Below are 14,772 nucleotides of genomic sequence, written 5' to 3'. Positions count from 1 at the left end.
ATACCAGACTTTATTTTGACTTTCTTCATCTTTTTGATACTATTTTCTCAGTAAATTATTGTACCAAGTGGACAACAGCGAAAAATATACGAAAAAATATACAGCTAAAAAATTCCTATTTACAAAATTTATTAGCTGTATATTTTTATTTTTCATGCATCTGATATAACTTCAATGCGAGTTCCAGATTTAAACGTTCTTCCTGATCCTGCAGATCCAGTTCTAATATCATTCCCAGTTTACGATATCGGTATTTCATAGAATTGTAATGAATAAATAACTTTTCTGAAGTTACTTTTAAATTCCATCCATTCGTTACCAGAGCAATAAAAGTATCCATCATATCTGTATGATGCTTTCGATCATATGTACAAATTTTTTCGATATATTGTTTTTCAAACTCTTTCGCTTCTGCACTATGACTTACCAGTGACAGCAACTTAAAAATCCCAAGTTCATCATAAAATACAACCGTATCTTCACGTTCCATACTACGGATAATTTCTATCGCTTTTCTGGCTTCTTCCCAGCTGTCATGAATCTGGCTTATATCTTTTCTGTAATTTCCAATTCCGATAGTCGCCGTAAATGGAATTACACGAGCAATCTCATCTTTAATTTCCTTTGCCAGTTTCTTTAAGTTTCCTCTAAACGTCTCTTCATCCTCGTATTTTTCTGTAATAATAAATACAATCTGATCACTTAATTTACTATACACATAGTGTGCATATTCCTGTCCGACACGCTGTTTGCTGATTAACAAAACCCTTGTCATCATTTCCATCATACGTCTGTTTACATTTTCATCCAGATGTTTTAAATACTGTTTTTTAAAATGATCAATATCTACAATAAATACGACTCCACCAAGATAAAAATCCCAGTTATAGATCATCGCACGATTTATGATTTCTTCTTTAGAGTTAATATTTCTGGTTAACATATCCTGCACAAACTGCTCTCTGTAATCAGCTTCAATTTGGCGCGCTGTAAGTTTTTTCTGTAATTTTAATATTAAAATAGTGCCCGCCTGCTCAATCGCAATCTGATAATAATCCCGAAAGGATTCATCATAATCGTTCCATTTACTTCCAAATACAAGGTATCCGTATTCTTCTTCATTAATATGAATCCGATACCGCCCTGTTTCTTCTATTCCCCCCTGGGCGGTGTCTTTCGTATAATAAGTTTTATCAAAACAGGTATCTACAAATGCGGCTTCCTGATGAATATGTTCTTCCAGAAAAGATAAAATAGTAGAAATATCTTCATCTTCCAATACCATCTTTGTACAAGCCTGATGCACTCGTTCCGAATACTGCAGGATTCTGGATTGATGATTAATCACCTCCTGCAGCACTGGATTTATCACATCTGCAAATGCAAATTCGAATGGAATAGCAATAATGGGAAAGTTCAATTTATTTGCCTTTTCTATTGCATCTTGCGGATATTCATAAATAAACCGATCTAACTTTATTCCCAGAGCACATGCTCCATGTTTGTCCAGATTTTCAATTAGAAAAGCTAAATATTCCGGCTGATCTTTGACTACATAACCAGATGTAATCAAAAACTCACCGCCTTTCATCCACTTATAAATATCCGGCGCATCCATAACACTGACCGTTTTCACTTCCCGATCACTGCCGTTTTTCCCGGCTATAATCTTAAAATCCCGAAATATATCCATGGCAAGAATATCTCTGAGTCTTATCATTTTCTCACCCGCGTTCCTCTAAACCGCCTTTATTGTCTGTTAATCAACGCAATAACTATTTTTCCTACATTTCCTGTATCAGCTTAACCAGCTTCTCTATGCTATCTTCCGTCCACGCCGGGATCTCCAGAATTGCATTCGGGATGTCCTGATGTCCGGAGTGTGGATTATGCAGCCATACGCAATCCATCTTCGCTGCCAGTGCTGCTCTGCCGCCATTCGTAGAATCCTCAATGACAAGGCAGTTATCTGTCGGAACATTCAGCCGTTCTGCCGCAAGCAGGAACGTATCCGGTTCCGGCTTTGGATGTTCTACATGATCTCCGCTTGTAATGCTATCAAAATACGGCATCAGACCAAGTCTTGTCATTGCATCCATAATCTCACTCTCTGGTGAGGAAGAAGCAACTGCAAGCTTGTATCCCATTTCTTTTAATTGTTTTAAAGCATTTTCTACTCCTGGCATCTCCGGAAATCCTTCTGCTTTAACAATCTGTGATTTCTTCACCTTCATAATCCGATTCATTTCATCCAGATCCGGAAAATCCACTCCATAATACTCCTTTACCAGATCTCTGAAAAACTGTCTGGTTGATCCGATACATGGTAAATAAATATCATAATCAAACTCCACATCATAGTGTTCTTTTAAGATCTCTTTCCAGCATCGGTAATGCAGTGGCTCTGTGTCAATCAGTACTCCATCCATGTCAAATATAACTGCTTTTATCATCTTGTAAACCTTTCTGTTTCTTATGTCAGTTTTTTATTTATGATATCAAGATTTCTGACATCATCGCAATTATGCTAATATCTCATCTTTCTTTGCCAGAATTGCTTCGCATGCCGCACATGCCGGACAGTCACAATACTTCGCACCTGCTGCTTTGATCTCTTCTGCATGAGCAAGTACACCTTTTGCAGCATCTCCGAATACTTTTGCTCCCATATCAGATCCTGCAAATGCAATCAGTCCATCGATCGGCATGATATCTTCTTCCAGTTCTGCAATATAATTCTTTGTTACTTCTGCTTCTTTCTCTGTCCCAACTGCTTCAAGCCATGCATTTGCTGCTTCTTTTGCTTCTGCTGAGCAGGATGTTGCCGCGATCAGTTCTTTTGTTTTTTCTGTTACATAAGTTTTTACGTTCTCTGTCATTTCTACACTACTTCCTTTCTTTTATTACCCTTGCCGGAATTCTCTATTTCAGATTATAAGCATATCCGCATAATTTTGCAATCAGGGTTGTATTTCTTTTTTCTGAAATCTATAATGTATTTGCCAGATAGAATTATAGTACTTTACTGTAATTATAAATACAGATTAATCGATTTTAACAGGAGATTTAATAATATGAATGAAACTACGAAAAAAGAATCGCGCCAGATGGATATGCTCCATGGCAAAATTTTCAAAAATATGCTGATCGTTGCACTTCCGCTCGCCGCCTGCAGTATCATGCAGCAGTTATTTAATTCTGTCGGTGTCGCCGTTGTCGGTCGTTTTGCCGGAAGTGAAGCGCTCGCTGCCGTTGGCAGCAATGGGGCTGTTATTAACCTGCTGGTTACATTATTTTCCGGCATTTCACTTGGATCAAATGTAATCATCGCCGGCTATATCGGCGAAGGCAATCAGCAAAAGATTCCAAGCGTTGTACATACTGCCGTTACGCTGGCACTTATAAGCGGAATACTATTACTTCTGCTTGGTCAGATCATTTCACATCCAATCTTGCTGCTCATGGGCGCACCGAAGGATGTCCTTCATCTGGCAACCGTTTATCTGCGGATCTATTTTCTCGGTATGCCATTCATGATGCTCTATGATTTCGGCGCATCGATTCTTCGGAGTATCGGAGATACAAAACGACCACTTCTGGCATTAATTGTTTCCGGTGTGGTAAATGTAATTTTAAATTTCCTGCTTGTTGCCGGTTTCCACATGGATGTTGCCGGTGCCGGTATTGCTACAGTTGTTGCAAATGGTGTAAGTGCACTGCTTGTCATCTTGTTTTTACTGCATGAAGAAGAACCGATCCGGGTTTCTTTTAAAAAGCTCGAAATCAACACTTCGGAACTTATCCGTATTTTAAAAATCGGTGTTCCTGCCGGACTACAGGGCATGGTCTTTTCTGTTGCCAATGTCTGTATCCAGTCTTCCATCAACAGTTTTGGCTCAAAGGCGATTGCCGGTTCTTCTACTGCGTTAAATTTTGAATACATTACTTATTTTATCGTAAATGCATTTGCGCAGACAACAGTGACTTTCACAAGTCAGAATTACAGTGGAAAAATGTATGACCGTTGCAAGAAAGTCTTTCGGGAAGCCATGCTTGCAAGTATGATTTTCTGCGGGATTTTAAGTATGGTCTTTATTCTCGGACGTAACTTTTTTATCGGTCTGTATACGACAGATCCGGATGTCATCCACTATGCAATGATCCGCCTTGTGATTATTACTTCTCTGGAACTTCTGACAAGTACTTATGAAATCAGCGGCGCTGCACTTCGTGGGATGGGATACTCAATGACACCTGCCGCACTTACAGTCTTTGGTTCCTGTGTTCTGCGTCTGATCTGGATCGCAACTGCCATCCGTATCTGGCACAATTACACTTTGCTGATCTGGATTTATCCGATTTCCTGGGTACTTACCGGAACGATGGTTTTGACTGCATACTTCCTCACAAGGAATAAACTATTTAATCAATAATGATCGCGTAAAAAAGGATTCGAGATTTCATTTCTCGAATCCTTTTTTATGACAGCGAGTAAATACGCCCTTTCTCGTGCGACATCATTTGATGACTGTAAATCATCGTATAAAGTTTGTTCCCCGTCTTGCTTCTTTTTCCGGCAGTCCATATGCTTCTTTTCCAAGTTTGATACTCTTCATTAAGAATGTCATATTTCTTGCAAGTGTACGCATTGTCTGCAGTCCTTCCGCATCCTGACAAGCTTCCTGTGGTTCTCTTCCATGAATACTGTTCCAGTACTGGCTGGATGCGACCGGCATTCCGGAGATTGTAAAATATTTATTCAGTTCATCAAAAGTCGCTGAAAGTCCGCCTCTTCTTGCGGCAACTACACTGGCTCCGACTTTCATCGTCTTATCAAAATGTGTACTGTAGAACAGACGATCCAGATAAGCGATCAATGTTGCATTTGCGGATGCATAATAAACAGGACTCGCAATTACAAGACCGTCACATGCTTCAAATTTTGCTGCGGATTCATTTACAATATCATCAAAAACACATTTTCCTTTTTCCATACATGTATAACAGGCAACACATCCTCGGATGTCTTTGTTTCCGATATCGAGAATCTCTGTCTCGATTCCCTCTTCATGAAAAATCTTCACCATCTCTTCTAAAGCAACTTTTGTGTTTCCTTTTACATGTGGACTTCCATTGATCATTAATACTTTCATCCTATACTTCCTCCTTCTTTTGGTAATAATAAACTCAACAGCAGTGATACAACAAATACACTGACAACCACGTTACCACTAAACACATCACCAACTGCCTGTGGCTTAGTGCAATCTTTGTCACTATAAATATAATTGAAAGAAGGATCCAAAGATCAGGGAGTTAGCCTGTTAGCTTATGAATCCATTTATAACTTTTAAAACGCAGAAAAATCGGCAGACACTTAAATATCTGATCTGACTGAACTGCGATCACTACTATTTCAACTGGAAGTTTCCAGTAAAATGCAGTTAAAAAGGATAATGGCATGACAATCCCCCAAACCGAGATCAGGTTAAGATACATGGAAAATTTTGTATCTCCACCACCCTGAATGAGCCCCACTCCAACCGGCATTTGATACGCCATTCCAACCATAACCACACTCATGATCATCATAAAATGATCTGCATATAAAGTTGCCTGCGCACTTAACCGGTACATAGACAATAAGGGGTCTTTCAATACAAATAACAAGATTCCAAGCACACATCCCAGAGCCAGATATAATACCGAAAGAGTACGCCCATCGCAACGCACTCTTTCTTCGTCATTACTTCCAATATCTTTTCCTATTATAACTGCAGAAGCACCTGCTATCGCAATTACAATTACTTTCAAATATTGAAAAAAAGTGCTGGATACAGAATTTGCTGCTATAGCATCTGCTGAAAGATGACCTAATATCGCAGTCTGCATAGGTACAGAAACCGCCCACAATAAACTTGATGTCAAAATTGGTATACTTACCTTAAAAAAAGAGTTCCAAACTTTTCTTCCTTCTTCTCCCCGGATTCCTTCCAAAAATTTTTCATTAAACAAACAAATCCTGTCATCTATTTTCCACACATAAATAACAACAATCCCCAATTCTAATATTCGTGCCATCAGCGTTCCGATAGCCGCTCCCTTGATTCCCATTTCCGGTGCACCAAATCTTCCAAAGATCAAAACATAATTAATTCCACCATTTACAAGAAGCGATATAACAGATATATAAAATGCAATTTTCACAATCTCCACACTTCGAAGCATCGCCATCAGAAGATTGCTGATCATAAACAATATAAATGTCCACTGTATCACAAAAAGATAAGTACTGCCCTCTTTTATAATCTCTGGTGATGTTGTAAAAATGCCAATCAGTTTTTCTGGAAACTCAATACATACACATACGATTAGAACTGCAATTATCAAACTGAACAGTAACGCAACTTTTGTTACTTTTCTTATTGGTTTTGTCTGATGACTTCCCCAGTACTGGGAACCAATTGCAATCAATGCATTTCCTATCGACAATGCAATCTGATTTACTATAAAAAATATCTGATTTACTGTTGCAGCACCGGAAAGCGCATTCTGGCTGTAACTGCCCAACATCATATTGTCCAGCATGTTAACACTGTATGCTACCAAATTCTGCAATGCGATCACTGCCATCAACTTGAAAAAGGACCGGTAAAACACCGGATCCTTTGAAAAAAATGATTGCTTCATTTATTTCTTTTCCTCTCTGACCTTTCATGCAGGTTTTTGTACTTTATATTTTATATCATTTCGCATAAACAGGTAAAGGAAAATATAAATTTTCTGCTACTTCCTTCTCGCTTATATTGTTCTGAGCAAATTAACCATCTCAACCGCGCCAAGTGCACAATCATATCCTTTATTTCCGCCTTTACTTCCGGCGCGCGCAATTGCCTGTTCAATGTTTTCTGTTGTAAGCACTCCAAACATAACCGGTATTCCGCTTTCCAGGGAAACTGTCGCAATTCCTTTGGACACTTCATTGCAAACGTAATCATAATGCGTTGTATCTCCGCGGATAACCGCGCCAAGACAAATCACTGCATCGTACTTTCCGCTTTTTGCCATTTTCGATGCAACCAGTGGGATTTCAAATGCTCCAGGTACCCATGCGATATCTACATCTTCGTCTTTCACATCATGTCTGAGCAATCCATCCATTGCTCCGCCTACCAGCTTTGATGTGATAAATTCATTAAATCGTCCTGCTACGATTCCTACTTTCATGTCTGTTGCAACTAATTTTCCTTCTAATGTATTCATGTCTTATCCTCTTTTCTTTTTCAGAGTCATTTCCGGCTCTGTTTTATTTATGTATTGTTCCTGAACAATCTGCTTCTGTCAAAATTATCTCTCTGTTTTGTCTGTTTAAAATTGTAATAAATGTCCCATACGTTCCTGCTTTGTCTTCAAATATTTCAAATCATAATTCGTTGCATCCATCTGGATCGGCACGCGCTTGCTGATCTCCATTCCGTAATCCTGGAGCTGATATACTTTATCCGGATTGTTTGTCAGAAGACGAAGCGAACGGATTCCAAGCTCTCTTAAAATCTGTGCTCCGATATAGTACTCTCTCTGGTCTGCCTCAAATCCCAGTGCCAGATTTGCATCCAATGTATCCATCCCATTATCCTGCAGACAATAAGCCTTTAATTTATTAACCAGACCGATTCCGCGTCCTTCCTGCCGCATATATAAAAGTACTCCACGTCCTTCTTTTGCAATTTCTTTCATGGAACATTCAAACTGCTGTCCACAGTCGCAACGGAGAGATCCAAATACATCTCCGGTAAGGCACTCCGAATGTACCCGGCATAACACATTTTCTCCCTCTCCGATCTCGCCCATAACAAGCGCAATGTGATGTTCCTGATTCAATTTATTCACATAACAATACGCAGTAAATAATCCGTATTTTGTCGGCATCTTCGTTACTGCCTCGCAGGAAACGAGTGTTTCTTTTACTTTTCTGTACTCCTGCAGCTCTTTGATAGTCATTGTCGGAATTCCATGTTTTTCTGCAAATGCTTTTAATTCACTTGTACGCATCATCGTACCGTCTTCCTTCATGATCTCACAACACAGCCCACATTCTTTAAGCCCGGCTAAGCGCATAAGATCTACGGTTGCTTCTGTATGTCCGTTCCGTACCAGCACACCGCCGTCTCTTGCAACCAGCGGGAACATATGTCCCGGTCGCCTGAAATCTTCCGGTTTTGCACCGTCTTCAATGCATTTTCTTGCTGTAAATCCACGTTCCTCTGCTGATATTCCGGTTGTTGTATCCACATGGTCAATAGATACGGTAAACGCAGTTTCGTGATTATCTGTATTGTGTGCAACCATTGGTGCCAGTGAAAGGCTTGCTGCTACTTCTTTGCTCATCGGCATACAGATTAGCCCTTTCGCATGCACTGCCATAAAGTTTACATTTTCTGTTGTCGCATACTGTGCCGCACAGATCAGATCACCTTCATTCTCTCTGGTCTCGTCATCCATAACAAGAATATTTTTCCCATCCCGCAATGCTTGTAAAGCATTTTCTATCTTTTGAAATTTCATAGTTTTTCTCCTTCTATTTTACTAAATTATTAATTCTCTGCTGAACCTGTCATCGACAGTTTCCTCTTGATCTCCTGTCTGTTAATACCCGTAACGTTCCAGAAATTCCGCTGTTAATACCCGTAACGTTCCAGAAATTCTGCCGTAATTCCACTTGATTTTGAAGATTTACCATTTTTTCTATCTGTATTTCCTTCTGGTTTCTGCAAATTACTGTTCCTTTCCCGCAAGAATTTTTCCACATATTTTCCGATACAGTCTGTTTCCAGGTTTACCGGATCCCCCACTTTCTTTTCCTGCAGTGCAGTATGACTCAGTGTATGTGGAATAACAGATACCTGAAAGGTTTTATCGTCAACTGCCGCTACTGTCAGACTGATTCCATCGATTGTGATCGATCCTTTTTCTACTATATAGTGTAGTATCCCAGCTGTTGTTTCAATCGTATACCATATTGCAATACTGTCTCTTTGCATTTTGCGGATTGTGCCTGTCCCATCGATATGTCCGCTGACAATGTGACCGCCAAATCTTCCGTTTGCCGCCATTGCCCGTTCCAGATTCACTTTGCTTCCTCTTCTAAGAAGTTTAAGGGAAGTCCGGTTCATTGTCTCATGCATAACATCTGCACAAAAACTGTCCGTGTCATATTTCGTCACTGTCAGACAAATACCGTTGACGGCGATGCTGTCTCCTATATGAATATCTTTTAATATTTCCTTTGTCTGGATCTGAAGACGGATTGAGGCATCTTCTGTCCGGATACTGCTTACCTTTCCAACCTCTTCTATGATTCCTGTAAACATTTATATTTCACATCGCTTTCTATTAAAAAATCTTCTCCGATCTGTTTGAGCCGACTGTTCACCAGTTGATATGCATCTGCCGGTTCATCAACGCCCATACCGCCTACCGGTCCGATTCCGGTGCCCCCGAAAATCTTCGGTGCAATATAAGTCTGTACACGGTCCACAATCTGTGCTTCTAATGCACTTGCATTTAATGTGCCGCCTCCTTCCAGCAAAATGCTGTCAATTCCAAGTGCTCCGATTTTCTGTACAAGCTCTTTAAGATCTATTTTCCCATTCTTCTTACTGACCACCAGAACTTCACAGCCTGCTTTTTGATAAAGTTCTATTTTCTCCCGGTTTGTTTCACATGTTGCAAAAATTGTCCTTACCTGCCTTGCTGTCTTCACAATCTGCGAATCCGTTGAAGTGCGAAGCGACGTATCACAAATGATACGGACCGGATCTTTTCCATTGGCAATCCGGCAGGTCAAAAGCGGATCATCTTTTCTGACTGTTTCACTTCCTACCATGATCGCCTGATATTCCAGTCTTGTTTTCTGAACGCACATTCTTGCCGTCTCACCGGTAATCCATTTGGATTTTCCGCTTGCAGTTGCAATCTTTCCGTCCATCGTCATTGCATATTTCATTAATACATAAGGAATTTTTGTTGTTATATATTTCCGAAAAATATGTGTCAGTTCCATGCATTCTTTTTCCAGAACCCCAACTTCTACTTCCACGCCTTTTGATTTCAAAAGCGCAATACTTTTTCCCGCCATCAAAGGATTCGGATCTGTCATTCCTACAACAACTTTTCGAATCCTGTGTTCTAAGATTGCTTCCGTACATGGCGGCGTCTTTCCATAATGACAACAAGGTTCCAAAGTCACATAAAGAGTTGCTCCTTCCGAAGATTCTTTGCAGTTCTTTAATGCATTGCGCTCTGCATGCAGTCCGCCATAATATTCGTGATAACCTTCCCCGATAATCTTTCCGTCTTTGACAACCACAGCACCTACCAGCGGATTCGGGTTCACTCTTCCCTTTCCTTTTTCAGCAAGCGTAATCGCACGCTGCATATAAAATTCTTTCTCATCTGTCATTCCTTTTTCACCTCCTGTTTTCTACAGCAATAAAACACGTTTTGCGAGTTTTATTTGCTGATTAGCGGTCGTTAAATGCAACCATTCAAGCATGGCGCATTTTCCTCGTCGCCATAACAAAAAAGAAAATGCCTTGAATTCTACCTCATTCAAGACATTTAAAAGTTTCTTTTGATTATTTTATCAGATATAAAATATAAAAAGCTCTGAAATGGATGTTCATTCCAGAGCTAAATGTTCAAATCTGATTCTTCGTATTGCTTATCAAAGATTCTTCTCATCTTCTTTCATCCAGACTATACTGTCGGCTTCGGAATCTCACCGAATCATACCTTACGGCTCGCGGGCTTTACCGCCGGTAGGGACTTACACCCTGCCCTGAAGATAGTTATTCAATTGACTGCCTTTATTATAGCACTGCGCAAGAATCTGTCAAGAGAGAGTTTTATCCCCACACTTCTTCTGCTACTTCTTTAACGAGTGCAAGTTTTGCCCATTGTTCTTCTTCTGTAAGTTTGTTTCCAATCTCGCAGGAAGCGAATCCACACTGCGGACTTAAACACAGACGGGAAAGTGGTATATATTTTGCAGCTTCATGAATTCTTGCAATAATCTTGTCTTTGTCTTCCAGTTGCGCAGATTTTGTTGTCACAAGTCCGAGTACAACTTTCTTCTCGCCCGATACGGCTGCCAACGGCTCAAATCCACCGGAGCGCTCATCGTCAAATTCCAGATAATATGTGTCTACATTTTCTCTTGCAAATAATACTTTTGCAACGCTGTCATATGCTCCGCTGCTTGCATAAGTAGAATGAAAATTACCGCGGCATACATGTGTATTGATGATCATATCCTCTGGTTTTCCTTCAATTGCAAGATTATTAATACGAACAAGCTGCTCTTTGATCGCTTCCAATCCTTCTTCATCTGTTCCGAAAAATGCTTTTGCATTCGGATCTACCAGCATGCCCCAGGAGCAGTCATCTAACTGTAAATTTCTGCATCCTGCTGCATACAGATCTTTGATCACTTTACGGTATCCTTCTGCAATATCCTGCACCAATTCTTCTGTATCTTCATAATATTTGCTCGTATTCGGCATTGCAAATGGCATGATCATCTGTTCTAAAAACTGTGCCGGAGCAGGAATTGTCTGTTTTGCAACTGTGTTTTCATCTTCCAGTGCTTTCACAAAACGGAAATGCTCTACAAACGGATGCTCTCCTGTTACAGCTACTTTTCCTGTCAGGTAAGTGTCATCGATCATAGCTGCTTCCCCGTGGAACGGAAGTCCTGTCTCTGTTTTGCTGTGTCCGACTCCGTCAAATCCCCACATGAAATCCAGATGCCAGGTTGATCTTCTGAACTCTCCGTCTGTGAGCACTTTATATCCTGCTGCCTTCTGTTTTTCAACCAGTGCGCGGATTTCCTGATCTTCTACACTTGTCAGTTCTTCTTTTGTAATGGTTCCTGCCTCATATTTGCTTCTTGCCACTTTCAGCGCTTCCGGACGCAAAAAGCTTCCTACATAATCATATCGAAATGGTGTGTTCTGTTTTGCCATTGTAATTCCTCCTCTGTAATCTATTTTTATTTGCTTTGGTATCTTGTGTACAATGGCTATTATATCGGCATTCCTGTTATTCGTAAAATACACAAAAATAGTTGTTTGTCATAACTTTAAGCTATATCAAGCAACTATTTCTTATACGCATTATTTATAATTAAACTCTAAAAAACTATGGTGACAGCGGATTTGTAGCATATTTCCGCAGTGCCTTAAGATACGCATCTCCAAGTTTACTCGGATGAAATTTCTTATGCAACAGAATTCCAATCTCCATCTCACCTTCTTCATCCAGCGGAACTGCAACAATGTCTGAACTATTCAGATCTTCATCAATCACACCACTGCACACCGTATATCCATTCAGACCGATCAGCAGATTAAATAATGTTGCCCGGTCTCTTACACGAATATTTTTCGGACGCTCCACCATGCTGAATATTTCCTCCGAAAAATAAAATGCATTATGCTCTCCCTGTTCAAACGACAGGTACGGATATGGTTTCAGTTCTTCCATTGTCACGCTTTTCCTGCCTGCAAGCGGACTTCCGGAACTTACAAAAATATGCGGTCGTGCGACAAACAGTCTCTCAAAGCGGAGATCATTCGACTTCAGAAGCTTGTCGATCACCGCTTCATTAAAGCAGTTCTTATATAAGATTCCGATTTCACTTTTCAGACTTGCCACATCTTCAATGATTTCATATGTCTGTGTTTCGCGTAGAGAAAAATCATATTTTTCATTTCCATATTCTTTAATCAAGTCAACAAAAGCGTTTACTGCGAAAGAATAATGTTGCGTCGATACACAAAATTCCTGTTTTCTGGCACTTTTATTCATGTATTTTTCTTCCAGAAGTTCTGCCTGTTCCAACACCTGTCTTGCATATGCAAGAAATTCTTCACCGTCTTTTGATACAACAATTCCTTTGTTGGTCCGATCAAAGATCCGCACATGCATTTCTTTTTCCAGCTCTTTGATTGATTTTGTCAGACTCGGCTGTGAAATAAACAGTTCTTTTGCAGCTTCTGTCATCGTACCTGCCTTTGCAACTGTAACTACATATTTTAATTGTGCCAGTGTCATCCTCCCTGCTCCTTCCTGTGTGGCATTTGGTGTTATCATACTTTCTTTTTCCTTTCATTGTCAACTTTTTTTGATTCTTGTCTTGAATCCCCTATTACCCTCCGCTATAATAGGTTATTGATGATTGGAGGAAAAAAATATGATTTCTACAAAAGGCAGGTATGCCCTTCGCGTTATGTTAGATCTTGCCATGCAGGATCCTGAGCGTTATATTCCGCTGAAGGAAATTGCCTCAAGACAGGAACTCTCAGAAAAATATCTGGAGATCATCCTGAAAACACTTGTAAAACAGAAACTATTACGGGGTATGCGTGGAAAAGGCGGCGGATATCAGCTGACACGTGCACCGAAAGACTATACCGTTGGCGAGATTCTCATGCTTACCGAAGGTAATTTATCTTCCGTAGCCTGTCTTGCACCGGATGCTGAATCCTGTGACCGTGCTTCGTGCTGTCTCACATTACCAATGTGGCAAAAATTCGATTCTATGGTGCATGATTTCTTTTTTGGCATTACCTTAGCCGACCTTTTGGAAAATCGCTCTGGTCAAACAACAGAAAATCAATCACAGGAGTTGTAACAAATGAAATTTATTAAACAATTTGGCATTATTCTTGCCATCTCTTTTATCGGAGAGATTATGAATTATCTGATTCCTCTCCCGGTTCCGGCAAGTATCTACGGTCTTGTTCTGATGCTTCTCTGTCTGCATTTTGGAATTGTACATATTGATTCCGTGAAGGATTCCGGCAAATTTCTCATAGAAATCATGCCACTCATGTTCATTCCTGCGGCCGTAGGTCTGATCGAATCCTGGAAAACCATCGGTTCCAAAATCGGAACTTACCTTATTATAACGGTATTATCTACCATCTTTGTTATGATTGTCGCCGGTCACACGACACAGGCATTTATCCGCTTTTCAAAAAGCAAAGACAATCAGGAAAGGAAGGACTCATGAATTTTTTTGAAAACTCTGTCTTCTTCGGCGTCACAATAAGTCTGATCGCTTATGGCTTTGGTCACGCCCTACAGGGCAAGTTTAAGCTGGCTATACTGAACCCGCTCCTCATCTCTGTGGCATCTATTATCGCCCTGCTTGCGGTCACCCACATTGATTACAAAGCTTATTACAGTGGCGCACAGTACCTGAGTTATCTGCTCACGCCTGCAACCGTCTGTCTGGCAATTCCATTGTATGAACAGTTCGAGCTGCTGAAGAAAAATCTGGCCGCTGTCATATGTGGAATCTTCTCCGGAGTTTTTGCATCCTTATGTTCCATTCTTGCAATGGCTGTATTCTTCGGCTTATCCCACAAAGAATACATTACATTCCTTCCGAAGTCTATTACAACAGCAATTGGCATTGGTGTATCAGAAGAGCTTGGCGGATATGTGACATTAACGGTTGCCGTAATTATCCTGACCGGTATTCTCGGTAATATTATTGCGCCGTTTATCTGTCGCCATTTCCGAATTACAGAACCGATTGCACGCGGAATTGCTATTGGAAGTGCTTCGCACGCCATCGGTACTGCAAGAGCTATGGAAATGGGCGAGATTGAAGGGGCAATGAGCAGTCTTTCCATTGCGGTATCGGGACTTATCACAGTTATCGGTGCATCCATATTTGCACAATTTATGTAATATCAAATA

Annotated in this window: 15 protein-coding genes and 1 riboswitch; of the genes, 4 read left to right on the top strand and 11 right to left on the bottom strand. The window is 40.3% G+C overall.

Annotated elements, in window-relative coordinates; translation table 11 throughout:
* Positions 1–145: 145 nt before the first annotated feature.
* From DW125_RS09825 to DW125_RS09815, 3 genes are all read right to left on the bottom strand, one after another.
* Positions 146–1,720: a PucR family transcriptional regulator gene (locus DW125_RS09825; RefSeq protein ID WP_117538020.1), complete on the bottom strand. Its 1,575-nt coding sequence runs from the start codon at positions 1,718–1,720 to the stop codon at positions 146–148.
* 64 nt (positions 1,721–1,784) lie between these two features.
* The gene (locus tag DW125_RS09820) at positions 1,785–2,453 is read right to left on the bottom strand and encodes an HAD family hydrolase (protein WP_117538019.1); all 669 of its coding nucleotides are present in this window, start codon (positions 2,451–2,453) and stop codon (positions 1,785–1,787) included.
* Positions 2,454–2,522: 69 nt separating this feature from the next.
* Positions 2,523–2,879 carry a molecular chaperone Hsp90 gene (locus DW125_RS09815; RefSeq protein ID WP_105310374.1) on the bottom strand — a complete coding sequence of 119 codons (357 nt, stop codon included), beginning with the start codon at positions 2,877–2,879 and terminating at the stop codon, positions 2,523–2,525.
* Between the two features lie 195 nt (positions 2,880–3,074).
* On the opposite strand from DW125_RS09815, the gene DW125_RS09810 reads away from it, so the two are divergent.
* Positions 3,075–4,433, top strand: coding sequence for an MATE family efflux transporter (locus tag DW125_RS09810; protein ID WP_242992961.1), 1,359 nt, complete (start codon positions 3,075–3,077; stop codon positions 4,431–4,433).
* A gap of 102 nt (positions 4,434–4,535) precedes the next feature.
* On the opposite strand, the gene DW125_RS09805 is transcribed toward DW125_RS09810, so the two are convergent.
* The 8 genes from DW125_RS09805 to DW125_RS09770 form a co-directional block, all read right to left on the bottom strand.
* The gene (locus tag DW125_RS09805) at positions 4,536–5,153 is read right to left on the bottom strand and encodes a flavodoxin family protein (RefSeq protein ID WP_117538018.1); all 618 of its coding nucleotides are present in this window, start codon (positions 5,151–5,153) and stop codon (positions 4,536–4,538) included.
* 163 nt (positions 5,154–5,316) lie between these two features.
* Positions 5,317–6,690, bottom strand: coding sequence for an MATE family efflux transporter (locus DW125_RS09800; protein ID WP_117538017.1), 1,374 nt, complete (start codon positions 6,688–6,690; stop codon positions 5,317–5,319).
* Positions 6,691–6,801: 111 nt separating this feature from the next.
* Complete coding sequence (gene ribH / locus DW125_RS09795) at positions 6,802–7,263, bottom strand: 6,7-dimethyl-8-ribityllumazine synthase (protein WP_021860297.1); 462 nt, start codon at positions 7,261–7,263, stop codon at positions 6,802–6,804.
* 105 nt (positions 7,264–7,368) lie between these two features.
* Positions 7,369–8,565 (bottom strand): bifunctional 3,4-dihydroxy-2-butanone-4-phosphate synthase/GTP cyclohydrolase II, encoded by a 1,197-nt coding sequence (locus DW125_RS09790; RefSeq protein ID WP_021860296.1) that lies wholly within the window; start codon positions 8,563–8,565, stop codon positions 7,369–7,371.
* Between the two features lie 113 nt (positions 8,566–8,678).
* The gene (gene ribE, locus DW125_RS09785) at positions 8,679–9,371 is read right to left on the bottom strand and encodes a riboflavin synthase (protein ID WP_117538016.1); all 693 of its coding nucleotides are present in this window, start codon (positions 9,369–9,371) and stop codon (positions 8,679–8,681) included.
* A complete protein-coding gene (gene ribD / locus DW125_RS09780) occupies positions 9,353–10,462 on the bottom strand; it encodes a bifunctional diaminohydroxyphosphoribosylaminopyrimidine deaminase/5-amino-6-(5-phosphoribosylamino)uracil reductase RibD (protein ID WP_117538015.1) in 1,110 nt (369 codons plus the stop codon). Before ribD ends, ribE begins: the two co-directional genes overlap by 19 nt.
* 275 nt (positions 10,463–10,737) lie before the next feature.
* Positions 10,738–10,852, bottom strand: a riboswitch (FMN riboswitch).
* A 55-nt stretch (positions 10,853–10,907) separates the two neighbouring features.
* On the bottom strand, positions 10,908–12,026 hold the full coding sequence (locus DW125_RS09775; RefSeq protein WP_117538014.1) for a 5-methyltetrahydropteroyltriglutamate--homocysteine S-methyltransferase: 1,119 nt from the start codon (positions 12,024–12,026) through the stop codon (positions 10,908–10,910).
* Positions 12,027–12,201: 175 nt separating this feature from the next.
* Positions 12,202–13,116 (bottom strand): LysR family transcriptional regulator, encoded by a 915-nt coding sequence (locus DW125_RS09770; RefSeq protein ID WP_117538082.1) that lies wholly within the window; start codon positions 13,114–13,116, stop codon positions 12,202–12,204.
* Positions 13,117–13,255: 139 nt separating this feature from the next.
* Here DW125_RS09770 and DW125_RS09765 point away from each other — a divergent pair, with 139 nt between their 5' ends.
* Genes DW125_RS09765 through DW125_RS09755 form a run of 3 tightly spaced genes read left to right on the top strand, consistent with a single transcriptional unit; the run spans position 13,256 to position 14,763 of the window.
* Complete coding sequence (locus tag DW125_RS09765) at positions 13,256–13,696, top strand: RrF2 family transcriptional regulator (RefSeq protein WP_021860021.1); 441 nt, start codon at positions 13,256–13,258, stop codon at positions 13,694–13,696.
* Between the two features lie 3 nt (positions 13,697–13,699).
* The gene (locus tag DW125_RS09760) at positions 13,700–14,077 is read left to right on the top strand and encodes a CidA/LrgA family protein (RefSeq protein ID WP_021860022.1); all 378 of its coding nucleotides are present in this window, start codon (positions 13,700–13,702) and stop codon (positions 14,075–14,077) included.
* A complete protein-coding gene (locus tag DW125_RS09755; RefSeq protein ID WP_021860023.1) occupies positions 14,074–14,763 on the top strand; it encodes an LrgB family protein in 690 nt (229 codons plus the stop codon). The genes DW125_RS09760 and DW125_RS09755 overlap by 4 nt, the downstream gene beginning before the upstream one ends.
* Positions 14,764–14,772: the final 9 nt, after the last annotated feature.

This window comes from Dorea sp. AM10-31 (assembly GCF_003435815.1).
GTDB lineage: Bacteria > Bacillota > Clostridia > Lachnospirales > Lachnospiraceae > Dorea_D > Dorea_D hominis.
Note: the sequence above shows the minus strand (reverse complement) of the source record. Positions and strands in the feature narration are given on the sequence as shown.

What these genes read in the sequence shown, in the direction of transcription:
- DW125_RS09825 (WP_117538020.1), bottom strand. Translation starts at nt 1,720, where the DNA reads ATGATAAGACTCAGAGATATTCTTGCCATGGATATATTTCGGGATTTT.
- DW125_RS09820 (WP_117538019.1), bottom strand. Translation starts at nt 2,453, where the DNA reads ATGATAAAAGCAGTTATATTTGACATGGATGGAGTACTGATTGACACA.
- DW125_RS09815 (WP_105310374.1), bottom strand. Translation starts at nt 2,879, where the DNA reads ATGACAGAGAACGTAAAAACTTATGTAACAGAAAAAACAAAAGAACTG.
- DW125_RS09810 (WP_242992961.1), top strand. Translation starts at nt 3,075, where the DNA reads ATGAATGAAACTACGAAAAAAGAATCGCGCCAGATGGATATGCTCCAT.
- DW125_RS09805 (WP_117538018.1), bottom strand. Translation starts at nt 5,153, where the DNA reads ATGAAAGTATTAATGATCAATGGAAGTCCACATGTAAAAGGAAACACA.
- DW125_RS09800 (WP_117538017.1), bottom strand. Translation starts at nt 6,690, where the DNA reads ATGAAGCAATCATTTTTTTCAAAGGATCCGGTGTTTTACCGGTCCTTT.
- ribH (WP_021860297.1), bottom strand. Translation starts at nt 7,263, where the DNA reads ATGAATACATTAGAAGGAAAATTAGTTGCAACAGACATGAAAGTAGGA.
- DW125_RS09790 (WP_021860296.1), bottom strand. Translation starts at nt 8,565, where the DNA reads ATGAAATTTCAAAAGATAGAAAATGCTTTACAAGCATTGCGGGATGGG.
- ribE (WP_117538016.1), bottom strand. Translation starts at nt 9,371, where the DNA reads ATGTTTACAGGAATCATAGAAGAGGTTGGAAAGGTAAGCAGTATCCGG.
- ribD (WP_117538015.1), bottom strand. Translation starts at nt 10,462, where the DNA reads ATGACAGATGAGAAAGAATTTTATATGCAGCGTGCGATTACGCTTGCT.
- DW125_RS09775 (WP_117538014.1), bottom strand. Translation starts at nt 12,026, where the DNA reads ATGGCAAAACAGAACACACCATTTCGATATGATTATGTAGGAAGCTTT.
- DW125_RS09770 (WP_117538082.1), bottom strand. Translation starts at nt 13,116, where the DNA reads ATGACACTGGCACAATTAAAATATGTAGTTACAGTTGCAAAGGCAGGT.
- DW125_RS09765 (WP_021860021.1), top strand. Translation starts at nt 13,256, where the DNA reads ATGATTTCTACAAAAGGCAGGTATGCCCTTCGCGTTATGTTAGATCTT.
- DW125_RS09760 (WP_021860022.1), top strand. Translation starts at nt 13,700, where the DNA reads ATGAAATTTATTAAACAATTTGGCATTATTCTTGCCATCTCTTTTATC.
- DW125_RS09755 (WP_021860023.1), top strand. Translation starts at nt 14,074, where the DNA reads ATGAATTTTTTTGAAAACTCTGTCTTCTTCGGCGTCACAATAAGTCTG.